Here is a 15791-nt window from a genome sequence, read left to right as displayed (position 1 = left end):
CGACGATGAACGACGCCGCGACGACCGCCGGCTCCGCACCGGCCGCGTCCGATCGCATCCTCACCGTCCCGAATCTGCTCAGCTTCGTCCGACTCGTCGGCATCCCGCTGTTCCTCTGGCTGATGCTCGTCCCGCACGCCGACGGGTGGGCACTGGCCGTACTGGCCCTCAGCGGCGCCACCGACTGGGCAGACGGCAAACTCGCCCGGCTGCTCGACCAGACCTCGAGGCTCGGTGCCCTGCTCGACCCGCTCGTCGACCGCCTCTACATCGTCACCACACTCGTCGCCCTGGTCGCCCGGGACATCCTCCCGTGGTGGATCGCCGCGATCCTCATCGGGCGCGAACTGGTCCTCGCCCCGACCCTCGCGGTGTACCGCAGACGCGGTCTGCCCCCGCCCGACGTCCTCTACCTCGGCAAAGGCGCGACCTTCCTGCTGATGTGCGCTCTGCCGCTGCTGCTCCTGGCGCTCGCCGTCCCCGCGACCGCCGACATCGCCGAGCCGCTCGGCTGGGCCGCGCTGATCTGGGGAACGGTCCTGTACGTCTGGACCGGCGCCCTCTACCTGTACCGCGCCGTCGAAACCGCGCGCGTCACACCACCGATCGGCGGCCACCGGGAACCCCGATGAACCAGCACTGGGAACAGATCCGCCGCAACCCGACACCGTCGCTGCTCACCGCCCTGCTCGAGGACCACCTCGATCCCGGATACGCCGCGGCCGCCGAGGACCGCACCACGAAACACACCCGGCCCGCCCGCAAGGGCGTCCTCGCCTGGCTCACCGTCGGTGCCCTCCTCACCGGCCTCACCATCGGCATCGCCTACTCGAACACCACCGAACCCGGGCCCGGCTCCGACCGGACGCAGGCGGAGATCCTCGCCGGCGTCCGCGCAGCCTCCGAACGCGTCGACACCCTCACCGCAACCCGCGACGACCTCACCGCCGACATCGACCGGCGCCGCGAGGAACTGTTCACCGACAACGGCGCCGGAACCGACATCCTCGACGAACTCCGGCGCACCGAGGACGCCGCCGCAGCCACCGAGGTCCACGGTCCCGGCGTGACCGTCACGCTCAGCGACCCGGCGGCGAAACCGAACCTGTCGGACTCCGGGCAACGCGGCAACCCCCGCACCGCCGTCCTGCTCGACCGCGACCTGCAAGCGGTGATCAACGCCCTGTGGGCCGGCGGCGCCGAAGCCGTCGCGGTCGACGACGTGCGCATCGGTCCCGGAGTCACCGTCCGGCAGGCGGGCGGGGCCATGCTGGTCGACAACCGGCCGGTGTTCTCCCCGTACGTCGTGTCGGCCATCGGATCGCCGAGCCGCCTGCAGACCGCGTTCGTCGTCAGCGACGCCTACCTGCGGATGTCCGGCGTCCAGCAGTTGTACGGGGTAGGTTTCACCGTCGCCGAGGCCGACGACCTCACCATGCCGGCCGCGGCCGTGCGCGACATCGAATCTGCACTGGAGGGAGATCGTTGAAACAGAACGGGCTCAGGCACGGCCACGCGCTCTACGCGGTACTGGCCCTCGCGATCGGCATCGCCGCGGGGGTGATCTTCAGCCCACAGGTACCCGACGTCATCCAGCCGTACCTTCCGATCGCGGTCGTCGCCGCCCTGGACACCGTGTTCGGCGGCCTGCGCGCGTACCTCGACGACATCTTCGACGCCCAGACCTTCGTCGTGTCCTTCGTGTTCAACGTGCTCGTCGCGGCCCTGATCGTCTGGCTCGGCGACCAACTCGGCGTCGGCACCCAGCTGTCGACCGCCGTCATCGTCGTCCTCGGCATCCGCATCTTCGGCAACGCGTCCGCGTTGCGCCGCCGCCTGTTCGGAGCGTGATCCGTGGCCGAAGGACGACACGAACTGCACGACCCACCGGAATCGGCCCCGCGCCGCGGCCGCCTGCTCTTCCCGGCCCTGGCCGGGCTGCTGATCGTGCTGCTCGGCGTCGCGATCGCCACCCAGGTCCGCAACACCGAATCCGGTGATGCCCTCGACTCGGCCCGCCCGGCCGACCTGCTCGTGCTGCTCGACAACCTGAACCGCACCGAGGCCGAGCTGCGTCAGGAGATCACCGCGCTCGAATCGACGCTGACCAGCCTGGAGCAGAACGGATCGGAGGCCGCTCTCGACGAGGCCCGCGCGCGGCTCTCGGACCTGGCCATCCAGGTCGGCACGGTCCCGGCCACCGGCCCGGGTGTCGTACTGACCGTGACCGATCCGGTGCGCGGCATCGGCTCGGAGGTCGTCCTCGACATGATCCAGGAGTTGCGTGCGGCCGGAGCGGAAGCCATCCAGATCGCCGGGGCCGGCGGCCCGCCCGTCCGGATCGGCGTGGACTCGTGGGTGACCGGTCCCGGCGGTGCCGTGGTCGTCGACGACGTCCCGCTCGTCGCCCCGTACACGGTCACCGCGATCGGGGACGGACCGACCCTCGCGGCCGCGCTGAACATCCCCGGCGGAGTTGTGGACACTGTCGCGCGGACCGGAGGAACATTGGTGATCGAACAGTCTCCGCAGGTCGACGTGTCCGCCTTGCGGCAGGTCGAAGCCCGCCAATACTCTCAGCCCGGAAACTGAATCAGACGTTCGTGACGAATGTCGTCGCCGAAAGGACCCTGTCGTGAGTGAGTTCGAAACCCCCGCCGATCTGCGTTACACGGCGGAACACGAGTGGGTGCAGCGGACGAGCGCGACCACCGCGCGGATCGGTATCACCGCGTACGCGCAGTCGCAGCTCGGCGACGTCGTGTTCGTGCAGTTGCCGGAGACCGGGACCGAGGTGACCGCCGGTGAATCCTTCGGCGAGGTCGAATCGACGAAGAGCGTCTCGGACGTGTACGCGCCGATCAGCGCGAAAGTGGTTGCGGTCAACACGGATCTGGAGGCGAACCCCGAGCTGGTGAACTCGGCTCCCTACGGCGAAGGGTGGCTCGTCGACGTCGAGGTCGGTAGCGAGGGTGAGCTGGACGCGGCGCTCGGCGAGACGCTGGACGCCGACGCCTACCGCGCTCTCATCGAAAACTGACGGTTCCCGTGCGCGACAACCGCGTCCGCCTACGCCGAGGAGCCGGCTCAGGGTACGGTCGTGTCAGGCGTGTGCCGTTGTCGGGGGCGCGGGTCCGTAGTCGAAAGTGATCGTGGCTGAACGAAACAACGACCGGTCGGGGTGGTTTGCCCGATCGGTCGAACGGATAAGGAGTAACGGTGAGCGAGAACGGCAACGCGGGATACGAGGAAACCCCTGCGGAAACCACTTCGGTGTTTCGCGCCGACTTCCTGAGTGAACTGGAAACCGCCGGCTCGGGGGCGGCGACCTCGGAGGCTCCGGTCTCGGGTGTCGAGGGACTGCCCGCCGGGTCGGCACTGCTTGTCGTCAAGCGTGGACCCAACGCGGGATCGCGTTTCCTGCTGGACCAGCCGACGACGTCCGCGGGACGGCACCCGGACAGCGACATATTCCTCGACGACGTGACCGTCAGCCGTCGGCACGCCGAGTTCCGTCAGGACGAGGGTGAGTTCCAGGTCGTCGACGTGGGAAGCCTCAACGGCACCTACGTCAACCGGGAGCCGGTCGATTCGGCGGTGCTGGCGAACGGCGACGAGGTGCAGATCGGAAAGTTCCGGCTGGTGTTCCTCACCGGTCCGCGAGGAAACCAGGGCGCAGGTAGCTGATGACCGCTGCTGCCCGCCAAACGGCACCGGGCGGAATGTCGATCGGGTCGGTTCTCGATCGGCTCCGCCCGGAGTTTCCGGACGTGACGATCTCGAAGATCAGGTTTCTCGAGGCCGAGGGGCTCATCAGCCCGGAACGCACGCCCTCGGGATATCGACGTTTCTCGATCGAGGACTGCGAGCGACTGCGGTATGTGCTGACCGCGCAGCGGGATCAGTACCTGCCTCTGAAGGTGATCAAGGAACAGCTCGAGGCGATCGACCGAGGTGCCGCAACGGTGGGCGCAGTGGAGTCCCGCCCGAAGCGTCCACGGCCGTTGGCCGTGGCGCCGGGCGAGGTCTCGCCCGAGGTGCTGCGCACCGACCGTGAAGTCCGCATGAGCCGCGACGATCTGTGCGAGCGCGCCGGAATCGACGTGGGCTTCCTGACCGAGCTGGTTCGTGCCGGGCTGATCGTGCCGGGCGCGGCGGGATTCTTCGACGGGGACGCGGTGCTGCTCGCCCGAACCGCCAAGGCCATGTCGGAGTTCGGGCTCGAGGTGCGGCACCTGCGGGCGTTCAAGCTCGCGGCGGACCGGGAAGCGAGCCTGGTCGCGCAGATCGCGGGTCCGATCGCCAAGGGGCGCGACGCGGGAGCGCGGGCGCGAGCCGAGGAGATGGTCCGGGAGTTGGCGGCGCTGTCACTGACGCTGCACACGTGCCTGGTGAAGGCAGCGGTTCACGGCGCACTCGACCGCTGAACCGTTCGTGCACGCCGGCGGTGATCGCGGTGAGAACCCCGACGACCGCCGGCACCTGACGCGCCTGCCGGATCGCACTAGAATTCAGGCAGGATTGCCACGCGGGGTTCGTCCCCGGACGGCCAGCGGGATGGAGGCACCGGCATGAGCGAGATGCGGATAGTGGGCATTCGGGTCGAACAGCCGCAGAACCAGCCGGTCCTGCTGTTGCGAGAGGCCGACGGCGACAGGTATCTGCCGATCTGGATCGGTCAGATGGAGGCGACTGCGATCGCGCTCGAACAGCAGGGCGTCGAACCGGCGCGTCCGCTGACGCACGATCTGATCAAGAACCTTCTGGAAGCATTCGGGCATGTCCTACAGGAGATCCGGATCGTGGACCTGCAGGAGGGGACCTTCTACGCCGACATGATTTTCCAGGGTGGCATGCGCGTGTCGTGCCGCCCTTCGGACGCGGTCGCTGTAGCGTTGCGCGTCGGTGTACCGGTCTTCGTCGAGGAACCGGTGCTGGCGGAGGCCGGTCTCGTCATGCCCGACGAACGGGAGGACGAGGTCGAGAAGTTCAAGGAATTTCTCGAGTCCGTGTCGCCCGACGACTTCAAGGCGACGGACGGCTGAATCGGACGTCATCGGCTGTTCTACCGTGCCTCGATCCCTCCGGGTCGGGGCACGCGGTACGACTCGAAGGTTTTACGACCGGTCGGCGTGTTGCTGCCCTACGCTCGAGACAGAGCGTACGCTGAGTGAATCCGCAATTCGGATCTGCTCGACGGGCCTTGACTAGCACGCGACGATCGGATGGGTGGGGGGGAATCCGCCCGTCCGTTGTTACGGGGCGACGGGTGGGCACGTAAGAGGGAGTCAACACAGTGCGAGATCGGCCGCAGGGACAGGGGCACGGCGATATCGACGAAGGGAACCGCTCGACCTCGATGTCGTCGACGCAACAAACGGACGACATCCAGCCGGGTCTGTTCCCGGACGACTCGGTTCCCGACGAACTCGTCGGTTATCGCGTTCCCATCGCATGCCAGATCGCCGGAATAAGTTACCGCCAGCTCGACTACTGGGCTCGAACGAACCTCGTCGTGCCGTCGATCCGTGGCGCAGCCGGTTCCGGAAGCCAGCGACTGTACTCGTTCAAGGACATCCTGGTCCTCAAGATCGTCAAGCGGTTGCTGGACACGGGCATCTCGCTGCAGAACATCCGCGTCGCGGTCGATCACCTGCGTGAGCGCGGGGTGCGGGACCTGGCGAAGATCACGCTGTTCTCCGACGGCACCACCGTGTACGAATGCACGTCGCCTGAGGAAGTCGTCGATTTACTGCAGGGCGGACAGGGCGTGTTCGGTATCGCGGTCAGCGGTGCGATGCGCGAGCTGACCGGCAGCATCGCGGACTTCCCGGCCGAGCGCGCCGACGGAGGTGCCGCCGAGCAGCGACCCGAGGACGAGCTCGCGTCCCGTCGCCGCAACCGCATCAATCGCCGCATCGGCTAGAGCCGGGGATTTTAGACGTTCATCACACCGCGAAGGCGTCCGTGACCGCGATTGCGGCGATCGCCGTGGACTAGAATCGCCAATGCGTCGCCGCCGCACGGGAGAGTTCCGGATCCGATCCGGGCACCGAAGGAGCAGCACCTCCCCGTCAATCTCTCAGGTACCGAGGACCGTGCGGGCTCCGACGCCTCTGGAAAGCGGTGGGAGCACCCACCCGCCCACGGGGAAAGGGACCGGACGTCCGGTCACCGAATCTCTCAGGCGCTCGCCCGCCGAGCTCGCGACAGAGGGGGAGGGAAGCACGCCGTGCGACCGTGCGCGGACGTGGACCTCCGATCACCCGGGAATCGCACATGACAGATGCCGTCACCTCCACGTTCGCCGACCGTCACGTCGGCCCCGATCAGGCGGCACTGCGCCGCATCCTCGACGTCGTCGGCGTCGACGCACTCGCAGACCTCGCGGCGAAGGCACTGCCGGCCGCGATCCTGGACCCGGCCACCGGAGGGATCGCCGACGGGCTGGACGTGCTGGACGCGCCGCTGTCCGAGCACGAGGTGCTGGCCGCGCTGACCGAGCTCGCAGCGCAGAACACCGTGTCGACCTCGATGATCGGTCAGGGCTACTACGGCACCCTCACGCCGCCGGTGCTGCTGCGCAACATCATCGAGAACCCGGCGTGGTACACGGCGTACACCCCGTACCAGCCGGAGATCAGCCAGGGCCGGCTCGAAGCCCTGCTCAACTTCCAGACGATGGTCTCCGACCTCACCGGCATGGAGGTCGCGAACTCGTCGATGCTCGACGAAGGCACCGCCGCCGCTGAGGCGATGACCCTGCTCCGCCGCGCCAACCGCAAGTCGAAGAGCCCCCGCGTGCTCGTCGACTCCGATCTCTTCACCCAGACCGCGGCCGTCCTCGCCACCCGCGCCGAGCCGCTGGGCATCGAGATCGTCACCGCGAATCTCGTCGACGACGGACTGCCGGAGGGCGACTTCTTCGGGGTCATCCTCCAGATCCCCGGCGCATCCGGACGGGTGTTCGACGCCGCCCCGATCATCGCCGCCGCACACGACCGCGGTGCACTCGTGGCGGTGGGCGCCGACCTGCTGGCCCTGACGTTGATCACCCCGCCTGGCGAGCAGGGCGCGGACGCCTGCTTCGGCACCACCCAGCGCTTCGGTGTGCCCATGGGCTTCGGTGGCCCGCACGCCGGCTACCTCGCCGTGAACACGGCGCACACCCGCAACCTTCCGGGCCGCCTGGTCGGCCTGTCCGTCGATGCGGACGGAGATCCCGCCTACCGGCTGGCCCTGCAGACCCGTGAACAGCACATCCGCCGCGAGAAGGCGACGAGCAACATCTGCACCGCGCAGGTTCTGCTGGCGGTCCTGGCCGCGATGTACGCCTCGTACCACGGCGCAGACGGCCTGACCGCGATCGCCCGCCGGGTCGCGGCGCACGCCGAAACCCTCGCCGCCGCGCTGCGCGCCGCCGGCATCGAGATCGTGCACGCCGGGTTCTTCGACACCGTTCTGGCGCGGGTTCCCGGTCGCGCCGCACAGATCGTCACGAACGCTCGCGAGGCGGGCATCAACCTGCGTCTCGTCGACGACGACCACGTCGGCATCTCCTGCGACGAAGCGACCACCAGCGCGCACATCGGCACGGTGCTCGACGCCTTCGGCGCCCCGGACACCGCGCAGAGCGAGGGATCGGCGATCCCGGCCGCACTGGCCCGCACCAGCGCATTCCTGCAGCACGAGTCGTTCACGAAGTACCGCACCGAAACCGCGATGATGCGGTACCTGCGGCGACTGTCCGACAAGGACCTGGCGCTCGACCGGACGATGATCCCGCTCGGCTCGTGCACGATGAAGCTCAACGCCGCCGCCGAGATGGAAGCGATCACCTGGCCGGAGTTCGCCGACCTGCACCCGTTCGCACCCGCGGAGCAGACCGCCGGGATCCGCCGGCTGATCGCGGACCTCGAGGGCTGGCTCGCCGCGATCACCGGTTACGACCGCGTCAGCCTCCAGCCCAACGCCGGCAGCCAGGGCGAATACGCCGGTCTGCTCGCGATCCGGCACTACCACCTCGACCGGGGCGACGACCATCGCGACACGTGCCTCATCCCGTCGAGCGCCCACGGCACCAACGCGGCCTCCGCGGTGATGGCCGGGATGCGGGTCGAGGTCGTTGCGTGCCGTCCGAACGGCGACGTCGATCTCGACGATCTGCGCGCGAAGATCGCCGATCATGCCGAGCGCCTGGCCGCGATCATGATCACCTACCCGTCGACCCACGGTGTGTACGAGCACGAGATCGCCGAGATCTGCGGGGCCGTCCACGACGCGGGCGGTCAGGTGTACATCGACGGGGCGAACCTCAACGCGCTCGTCGGTCTTGCGCGGCCGGGCAAGTTCGGTGGCGACGTGAGCCATCTGAACCTGCACAAGACGTTCTGCATTCCGCACGGCGGCGGCGGGCCGGGCGTGGGACCGATCGGTGTCCGCGAGCACCTCGCGCCCTACCTGCCGGGTCATCCGGAGGCACCCGAGCTCGGGGGCGCCGGACCCGTGTCGGCCGCGCCCTACGGTTCGGCGTCGATCCTGCCGATCACGTGGGCGTACATCAAGCTGATGGGTGCGCAGGGCCTGCGCCGTGCGTCGCTGACAGCCATTGCGTCCGCCAACTACATCGCCCGCCGTCTCGACGAGTACTTCCCGGTGCTGTACACCGGAGAGAACGGCATGGTCGCACACGAGTGCATCCTCGATCTGCGCCAGATCACCAAGGACACCGGCGTCACCGTCGACGATGTCGCGAAGCGGTTGGCGGACTACGGGTTCCACGCGCCCACCATGAGTTTCCCGGTCGCGGGAACGTTGATGGTGGAGCCGACCGAGAGCGAGGATCTGGCCGAACTCGACGCCTTCGTCGACGCGATGATCTCCATCCGCAAGGAGATCGACCGCGTCGGGGCAGGGGAGTGGCCGGTCGACGACAACCCGCTGCGGGGTGCTCCGCACACGGCGGAATGCCTGGTCGGGGAGTGGAACCACCCGTACACGCGGGAGATCGCGGTGTTCCCGCTGGGGAAGTCGCGTGCGAAGGTGTGGCCGTCCGTCCGGCGCATCGACGGGGCACACGGGGACCGTAACCTCGTCTGTTCCTGCCCACCGCTCGAGGCGTACGCCGACTGATCGTCCGATTCGGGGTGCCGGTGAGACCGGCACCCCGAACTTCGATCGAACAATATTCTGCACAGGACGGAACAAATTAAAAAACCGAACACTACCTCACCCAGCACACCGCACGACACCTATTACCTCACGTCCCGCATCAATCACCCATCCACGACCGGACGTGCGAGCATGGGGGCGTGGCGACGCGAGCAGACTCCGAACGGTTGCGGGATCTGGCACGGCTGCGCCGGGTCCGGGACCGCATCGACCGCGAGTACGCCCGGCCGCTGGACGTGGAACAGCTCGCGCGGGACGTGCACATGTCGGCGGGCCATCTGAGCCGGCAGTTCCGTCTGGCCTACGGCGAACCGCCGTACACCTACCTGATGACGCGTCGGATCGAGCGGGCGATGGCGCTGTTGCGACGTGGCGATCTGAGCGTCACCGAGGTGTGTTTCGAGGTCGGGTGTTCGTCCCTCGGGACATTCAGCACGCGATTCACCGAGCTGGTGGGGGTGTCTCCGAGCGTGTACCGCGCGCAGGCGCGCTCGGACGCCGAGATGCCTTCGTGCGTCACGAAACAGGTGACGAGACCGATCAGGATTCGAGAAGCGTCGGCCGCGTCCCGAATCTAGCGTGGTTGCCATGAACCTCACCATCCACAACGCGTTTCTTCCGCACGACGACCGTGACGCCGCCCTCGCGTTCTATCGGGACCTGCTCGGTTTCGAGGTGCGCAAGGAGGTCGGCTACAACGACATGTACTGGATCACTCTCGGGCATCCCGCCCAGCCCGAGACGTCGCTCGTCCTGAATCCGCCCGCCGCGGATCCCGGAATCACCGACGAGGAGCGGCGCGTGATCAGCGAAATGATGGCCAAGGGCACGTTTGCGATGCTCACGCTGGCGACACCCGACCTGGACGCGACCTTCGCGGCGCTCGAAGCCGGTGGTGCGGAGATCGTCCAGGAGCCCATCGAGCAGCCCTACGGGATCCGGGACTGCGCGGTGCGCGACCCCGCGGGAAACATGATCCGCATCAACGAGGTGCGATGACGAGGCCCCGGACGGCAGAGCCGCCGGCGTGGGTGTGTTCTCTCGGGGGAAGCAGCAGCAGGGGAATGCGCGGATCGGGCGCCGGGACAGGTGAATCCGTCCGGGGTTGTCACACCGATCGGCGATACTGCTCCGGCGGGTAACCGGGGTGAGAGCGAACAGAACGGAACGGGGAGATGCGATGGGCACGAGGACCGAGACGGCGACGAGGACGGTGCCCACCGGGGGGCGACACCCGGCCGACAGTCACGACCTGATCCGGGTGCACGGTGCTCGCGAGAACAACCTCCAGAACGTCGATGTCGAGATTCCCAAGCGACGGCTGACGGTCTTCACCGGGGTGTCGGGATCCGGGAAGAGCTCGCTGGTGTTCGCGACGATCGCAGCCGAGTCACAGCGCATGATCAACGAAACGTACAGCGCGTTCGTGCAGGGATTCATGCCGACGCTCGCTCGTCCGGACGTGGATGTGCTCGAGGGCCTGACCACGGCGATCATCGTCGATCAGGAGCGGATGGGCGCGAATCCGCGGTCGACGGTCGGCACCGCAACCGACGCCAACACGCTGTTGCGCATCCTGTTCAGCCGGCTGGGCAAGCCGCACATCGGTTCGCCGCAGGCGTTCTCGTTCAACGTGGCGTCGCTCAGCGGCGCCGGGGCGGTGATGGTCGAGAAGGGCGGCCGGACCGTGAAGGAACGCCGCAGCTTCAGCATCACCGGCGGCATGTGCCCGCGCTGCGAGGGCATGGGCAAGGTCTCCGATTTCGATCTCACCGCGCTGTTCGACGACAGCAAGTCCCTCAACGAGGGTGCGCTGACGATCCCCGGGTACAGCATGGACGGCTGGTACGGCCGGATCTACCGCGGATGCGGATTCTTCGACCCCGACAAGCCGATCTCGAAGTTCACGAAGAAGCAGCTGAACGATCTGCTGTACAAGGAGCCGACGAAGGTCAAGGTCGACGGCATCAACATCACGTTCGAGGGCCTGATCCCGAAGATCCAGAAGTCGTTTCTGTCCAAGGACCGGGAGGCGATGCAGCCGCACATCCGGGCATTCGTGGACCGGGCCGTCACCTTCCAGACGTGTCCCGACTGTGAGGGCACCCGTCTCTCGGCGGAGGCCCGGTCGTCGAAGATCGGCGGCATCAGCATCGCCGACGCCTGCGCGATGCAGATCAGCGACCTCGCCGAATGGGTGCGGGGGCTGGACGAGCCGTCGGTCGCCCCGCTGCTGAAATCGCTGAGCCGGACCCTCGATTCGTTCGTCGACATCGGACTCGGCTATCTGAGCCTCGACCGGCCTGCCGGCACCCTGTCCGGTGGCGAGGCACAGCGCACCAAGCTGATCCGGCATCTCGGGTCGTCGCTCACCGACGTGACCTATGTATTCGACGAGCCGACGATCGGCCTGCACCCGCACGACATCGCGCGGATGAACGAACTGCTGTTGCAGTTGCGCGACAAGGGAAACACGGTGCTCGTCGTCGAGCACAAGCCCGAGGCGATCGCCATCGCCGATCATGTGGTCGACCTCGGCCCGCGCGCCGGGGCCGACGGTGGCGAGATCGTGTTCGAGGGCACGGTCGAGGGGCTGCGGTCGAGCGGGACGCTGACCGGTAAGCATCTGGACGACCGTGCGGCACTGAAGACTTCGGTGCGGACGCCGTCGGGGGCACTCGAGATCCGTGGGGCGGACACCCACAATCTGCAGGACGTCGACGTCGACATTCCGCTCGGGGTGCTCGTCGTCGTGACGGGTGTGGCGGGGTCGGGGAAGAGTTCGCTGATCCACGGGTCGGTCGCGGGCAGGGACGGTGTCGTCGCGATCGATCAGGGGGCGATCAAGGGCTCACGGCGCAGCAATCCGGCGACGTACACGGGTCTGCTGGAACCGATCCGCAAGGCGTTCGCGAAGGCGAACGGGGTCAAACCCGCTCTGTTCAGCGCGAATTCGGAGGGTGCGTGCCCGAACTGCAACGGTGCGGGCGTCGTGTACTCGGACCTGGCGATGATGGCCGGGGTGGCGACGCCGTGCGAGGTGTGCGAGGGCAAGCGATTCCAGGCCGAGGTGCTCGAATACCGGTTCGGCGGTAGGGACATCGACGAGGTCCTCAACATGTCGGTGGCCGAGGCCGAGGAGTTCTTCGGGTCGGGCGAGGCGAAGATCCCGGCGGCGCACCGGATCCTCGCGCGCCTCGCCGACGTGGGGCTCGGCTACATCAAGATCGGGCAGCCGCTCACGACGCTGTCCGGCGGCGAGCGGCAACGTCTCAAGCTGGCCGTCCAGATGGGCGAGAGCGGCGAAGTGTACATCCTCGACGAACCGACGACGGGCCTGCATCTCGCCGACGTCGAGAACCTGCTGGCGCTGCTGGACCGGCTCGTGGATGCGGGGAAGTCGGTGATCGTCATCGAGCACCATCAGGCCGTGATGGCGCACGCCGACTGGATCATCGATCTCGGACCCGGTGCCGGCCACGACGGTGGCCGGGTCGTCTACGAGGGCACCCCGGCGGATCTGGTCGCCGCGCGCTCGACGCTGACGGGGGAGCACCTCGCGCAGTACGTCGGGGCCTGACCGCAGGGTCCGGGCACGCAGGGGTCCGGATTCGATCAGGGTTCGGTGACGAGTTCGAGGATCGTGATCTCGGGGGGTGCGGCGACGCGGACGGGTGGCCCCCACGCGCCGGCGCCGCGCGAGGTGTAGAGGGTGGTGTCGTCGAACCGGTCGAGTCCGGTGACGCTCGGGTTGGCCAGGGGCACGAACAGGCCGAGCGGCCACATCTGGCCGCCGTGGGTGTGGCCGGACAGTTGCAGGTCGACGCCGAGTTCGGCGGCGTCGAGTACCTGGCGGGGCTGGTGCGCGGCGAGCAGCACGAACCGGTTCGGGTCGCGGCCGTCGAGGGCCGCCGCGAGGTCGGCTTCGTGCGGGGCAGGGGCCGTCCAGTCGTACACCCCGGCGATGTCGATGCTGTCGGCGCCGCGGGTGAGGGTGACGTGTTCGTTGCGCAGTGTCTGCACGCCCAGGGTTTCCCAGTGGTCGAGCCAGGCCAGGGCGTCGTCGGAGTAGTACTCGTGGTTGCCGCTGACCCCGAACACCCCGAGTGGTGCGTCCAGGTCCCGGAGGGGTTCGAGGTCGGCGGCGACGCGCGCGATGGTGCCGTCGCTGAGGTCGCCGCCGAGCACGATCAGGTCGGGGTTCTCGCCGGCGACGAGGTCGACGACCTTGCGGGTGAAGTCCGCGCCGCGCGCCGGGCCGACGTGCAGGTCGGTGACGAGGGCGACGCGCAGCCCGTCGAATTCGGCGGGCAGGCGCTGGAGCGGTACCCGCACGTGCGCGATGCGGGGGTGGGAGGCTTCGACGGTTCCGTATGCGACGGCGGTGACCGAGGTGAGGGCGGCGACGGCGGTGGCGATGCGCAGGGTGCGGCGTCGGGAGGGGGCGGTGGGTCGTTCGGTGCGTCGCAGGGACCAGGACAGCCGGTTCGCGAGGCGGGTCAGGCCGATCACGACGGCCCAGAGCGTCAGGTACAGCAGGACGGCGAGCCAGGTCCAGCCGAGGTAGCCGAGGGGGCGTGCCCAGGCGGGGTCGAGGGTGGTGCCGACGAGGGAGGCGGTGAGGGTGAGGGCGGCTCCGGCGACGAGGACGGTGGTGGCGGCGATGGCGGCCGGCCCGCGCAGTTCGGGGGCGCGGACGTAGCGGCGGTGCAGCCAGAAGGTGAGGAGGGCGAGGAAGGTTCCTACGACGAGTAGCCGGATCACGGTGTCAGGACATCAGCTTTCGGAGGGTGTCGGACAGGGTGGTGCCGTTGTCCGGGTCGACGGTGACGAAGGTGCCGCCGGTGTCGTCGGCGAGGGTTTCGAGGTCGGTGCCGGTGGTGGCGGTGCTCGCGGTCGTGGTGGTGTCGGTCGTGGTGGTATCGAGGAGGACGATGTCGATGCGGATGTCCCGGTCGCGGGCCTGGGTTTCGGCGACGAGGTCGAGGAGTTCTTCGCGGGCGGTGTCGTCGGTTGCCGTGTCGTCGATTCCGGTGGTGACGATGAGCAGCGAGTTGGGGCGGCCGGGGCGGTACCCGTTGGCGGCGTCGCGGTAGGCCTCGGTGATCGCGTCGTAGGTGAGCGGCGATCCGGTGTCGGGATCGGACAGCGCGGCGGTGAGCGCCGCGCGCCGGTCGGCGATGAGGGCACCGAGGTCGACGGCGGCCGGATCGGTGGTGTCGTCGCTGTTCGGGGAGAACCGCAGTCCGATCTCGGAGTTGTCGGGTGAGCGGTCCAGGACGGCGGCGAGGGTGGTGGTGACGGTGCCGAGCGGGTCGGATGCGCCGGTGTCGATCAGGAGGACGGTCGTGCGGGTGGGGACCGGGTTGAGCCGGGTGTGCAGGAGGGCGTCGACGGTGGCGGCGTCGGGGGTGGCGAGTGCGGGGCCGAGCGGTTCGAACGGCAGCGGGGCGCCGGTGGGGGTGGGTTGTCCGTCGACGCGGAATCCGGCGTCGGCGAGGACGCGGGCCTGCTCGGGTTGCCGGACGTAGTCGACGAATTCGGCGGCGGCGCGGGAGAGGGTTTCGTCGACCCAGGGGGCGTCGACGATGGCGGCGGGGTAGTCGGCGGTCGGGGCGGGGCCGGCGGGCCGGTAGGTGGTGATGCCGGCGAGGGTGTGGTTCTTCAGCGCCGTGTACAGGTGTTGTTCGACGACGGGGACGGCGTGCACGGCGCCGGTGGCGGTGGGTGCGGTGGCGACGGCGGTGAGCGCGTCGGCGGTGGTGGGGCCGGCGGCGGCGCCGAGCGGGTTGGCGCCGAGCGCGAGTGCGGTGACGGCGGCGACGGCGGGCCGGGACTCGGCCCGGTCGAGGGTGAGGGCACCGGTGCCGGTGCCGGTCACGGCGGCGGCGACGGCCTCGAGGGCGGCGGTGGTCGCGTCGGTGTCGGCGCCGGTGGGGAGGGCGAGGCGCAGGGCACCCCACCTGGGCAGTCCAAGGGTGTCGAGTGCGTCGGGCCGGGCCTGCAGGTCGGGCAGTCGATCCCAGTCGATCCCGGCGGTGGTGAGGGCTTGCGCGAGTTCCGGCGGGACGGCGAGGACGAGGGGGGAGGCGGCGAGGGATTTGGGTTGTCCGGCGACGGCGTCCGCGGCGCGGGTGGTGGCGCGGGTGTCGGCGGGGACCCACAGGGCGGGTTCGGGTCCGAGGGCGGGGTCCCAGCCGCCGGTGGCGAGGGCCGCGGCGGCGGGGGTGCCGGGGGTGGCGGTGACCCGGGCGGTGATGCAGTGGTCGCGGATGACGCGGCGGGTGTCGGCGGTCCACTGTTCGGCCAGGGTGGTGAGGGCGGGGGTGATCGCGGGGTCGGCGCTGACCTGGAGGACGGCGTCGCCTTCGACGCAGGTCTGGGCGGCCTGGATGCCCTGGTCGTCGATGTGGTCGCGGAGCCGGAACCAGCCGATGGTGGCGAGGACGAGCAGCACGATGGTGACGACGGCGATGATCGGGCCTTTGCTGATGCCTCGGACGCCGCCGGAACTGCGATGTCGACTCACGTGTTCGTCCGCCTCGTTTCTTCTCTTTCCGGGCTCCCGCAGTGTACGGAAAACGGGGCGGGGCCCCGGTCCGGGTCGGACGGGGCCCCGC

General features: G+C 69.0%; 15 protein-coding genes and 1 riboswitch. Of the genes, 13 read left to right on the top strand and 2 right to left on the bottom strand.

Annotated features, from left to right (window positions below):
* The first annotated feature begins 5 nt into the window (after nt 1-5).
* From ACWDTS_RS23495 to ACWDTS_RS23435, 13 genes are all read left to right on the top strand, one after another.
* Complete coding sequence (locus tag ACWDTS_RS23495) at nt 6-632, top strand: CDP-alcohol phosphatidyltransferase family protein (protein WP_450110767.1); 627 nt, start codon at nt 6-8, stop codon at nt 630-632.
* The gene (locus ACWDTS_RS23490) at nt 629-1489 is read left to right on the top strand and encodes a DUF881 domain-containing protein (RefSeq protein ID WP_450110766.1); all 861 of its coding nucleotides are present in this window, start codon (nt 629-631) and stop codon (nt 1487-1489) included. Before ACWDTS_RS23495 ends, ACWDTS_RS23490 begins: the two co-directional genes overlap by 4 nt.
* Nucleotides 1486-1851 carry a small basic family protein gene (locus ACWDTS_RS23485; RefSeq protein WP_197250429.1) on the top strand — a complete coding sequence of 122 codons (366 nt, stop codon included), beginning with the start codon at nt 1486-1488 and terminating at the stop codon, nt 1849-1851. The genes ACWDTS_RS23490 and ACWDTS_RS23485 overlap by 4 nt, the downstream gene beginning before the upstream one ends.
* 3 nt (nt 1852-1854) lie before the next feature.
* Nucleotides 1855-2592, top strand: a complete 738-nt coding sequence (locus ACWDTS_RS23480; protein ID WP_450110765.1) for a DUF881 domain-containing protein — start codon at nt 1855-1857, stop codon at nt 2590-2592.
* 43 nt (nt 2593-2635) lie between these two features.
* The gene (gene gcvH / locus ACWDTS_RS23475; protein WP_450110764.1) at nt 2636-3040 is read left to right on the top strand and encodes a glycine cleavage system protein GcvH; all 405 of its coding nucleotides are present in this window, start codon (nt 2636-2638) and stop codon (nt 3038-3040) included.
* 179 nt (nt 3041-3219) lie between these two features.
* The gene (gene garA / locus ACWDTS_RS23470; RefSeq protein ID WP_197250432.1) at nt 3220-3687 is read left to right on the top strand and encodes a glycogen accumulation regulator GarA; all 468 of its coding nucleotides are present in this window, start codon (nt 3220-3222) and stop codon (nt 3685-3687) included.
* Entirely contained in the window at nt 3687-4427 is a 741-nt protein-coding gene (gene ftsR, locus ACWDTS_RS23465) for a transcriptional regulator FtsR (protein ID WP_197250433.1), read from the top strand. The genes garA and ftsR overlap by 1 nt, the downstream gene beginning before the upstream one ends.
* 144 nt (nt 4428-4571) lie before the next feature.
* Entirely contained in the window at nt 4572-5045 is a 474-nt protein-coding gene (locus tag ACWDTS_RS23460) for a bifunctional nuclease family protein (protein WP_197250434.1), read from the top strand.
* A gap of 314 nt (nt 5046-5359) precedes the next feature.
* On the top strand, nt 5360-5926 hold the full coding sequence (locus tag ACWDTS_RS23455; RefSeq protein WP_231609861.1) for a MerR family transcriptional regulator: 567 nt from the start codon (nt 5360-5362) through the stop codon (nt 5924-5926).
* Nucleotides 5927-6014: 88 nt separating this feature from the next.
* A riboswitch (glycine riboswitch) is annotated at nt 6015-6109 on the top strand.
* A 170-nt stretch (nt 6110-6279) separates the two neighbouring features.
* Nucleotides 6280-9132 carry an aminomethyl-transferring glycine dehydrogenase gene (gene gcvP / locus ACWDTS_RS23450; RefSeq protein ID WP_450110763.1) on the top strand — a complete coding sequence of 951 codons (2853 nt, stop codon included), beginning with the start codon at nt 6280-6282 and terminating at the stop codon, nt 9130-9132.
* 179 nt (nt 9133-9311) lie between these two features.
* Nucleotides 9312-9749 (top strand): helix-turn-helix transcriptional regulator, encoded by a 438-nt coding sequence (locus ACWDTS_RS23445; RefSeq protein ID WP_197250437.1) that lies wholly within the window; start codon nt 9312-9314, stop codon nt 9747-9749.
* 10 nt (nt 9750-9759) lie between these two features.
* Entirely contained in the window at nt 9760-10170 is a 411-nt protein-coding gene (locus ACWDTS_RS23440; protein WP_197250438.1) for a VOC family protein, read from the top strand.
* A gap of 181 nt (nt 10171-10351) precedes the next feature.
* Nucleotides 10352-12751: an ATP-binding cassette domain-containing protein gene (locus tag ACWDTS_RS23435; protein ID WP_450119133.1), complete on the top strand. Its 2400-nt coding sequence runs from the start codon at nt 10352-10354 to the stop codon at nt 12749-12751.
* Nucleotides 12752-12786: 35 nt separating this feature from the next.
* Here ACWDTS_RS23435 and ACWDTS_RS23430 read toward each other — a convergent pair whose 3' ends face one another.
* Both ACWDTS_RS23430 and ACWDTS_RS23425 read right to left on the bottom strand, forming a co-directional pair.
* A complete protein-coding gene (locus ACWDTS_RS23430) occupies nt 12787-13935 on the bottom strand; it encodes a metallophosphoesterase (protein WP_450110761.1) in 1149 nt (382 codons plus the stop codon).
* Between the two features lie 4 nt (nt 13936-13939).
* Nucleotides 13940-15700: a substrate-binding domain-containing protein gene (locus ACWDTS_RS23425; RefSeq protein ID WP_450119132.1), complete on the bottom strand. Its 1761-nt coding sequence runs from the start codon at nt 15698-15700 to the stop codon at nt 13940-13942.
* Nucleotides 15701-15791: the final 91 nt, after the last annotated feature.

Source organism: Rhodococcus sp. NPDC003383, from assembly GCF_053589115.1.
Note: the sequence above shows the minus strand (reverse complement) of the source record. Positions and strands in the feature narration are given on the sequence as shown.

Bases quoted from the DNA above. Each gene is read 5' to 3' on its own strand.
- ACWDTS_RS23455 (WP_231609861.1), top strand. From the start codon at position 5,360: ATGTCGTCGACGCAACAAACGGACGACATCCAGCCGGGTCTGTTCCCG.
- ACWDTS_RS23440 (WP_197250438.1), top strand. From the start codon at position 9,760: ATGAACCTCACCATCCACAACGCGTTTCTTCCGCACGACGACCGTGAC.
- gcvP (WP_450110763.1), top strand. From the start codon at position 6,280: ATGACAGATGCCGTCACCTCCACGTTCGCCGACCGTCACGTCGGCCCC.
- ACWDTS_RS23460 (WP_197250434.1), top strand. From the start codon at position 4,572: ATGAGCGAGATGCGGATAGTGGGCATTCGGGTCGAACAGCCGCAGAAC.
- ACWDTS_RS23435 (WP_450119133.1), top strand. From the start codon at position 10,352: ATGGGCACGAGGACCGAGACGGCGACGAGGACGGTGCCCACCGGGGGG.
- ftsR (WP_197250433.1), top strand. From the start codon at position 3,687: ATGACCGCTGCTGCCCGCCAAACGGCACCGGGCGGAATGTCGATCGGG.
- ACWDTS_RS23490 (WP_450110766.1), top strand. From the start codon at position 629: ATGAACCAGCACTGGGAACAGATCCGCCGCAACCCGACACCGTCGCTG.
- ACWDTS_RS23495 (WP_450110767.1), top strand. From the start codon at position 6: ATGAACGACGCCGCGACGACCGCCGGCTCCGCACCGGCCGCGTCCGAT.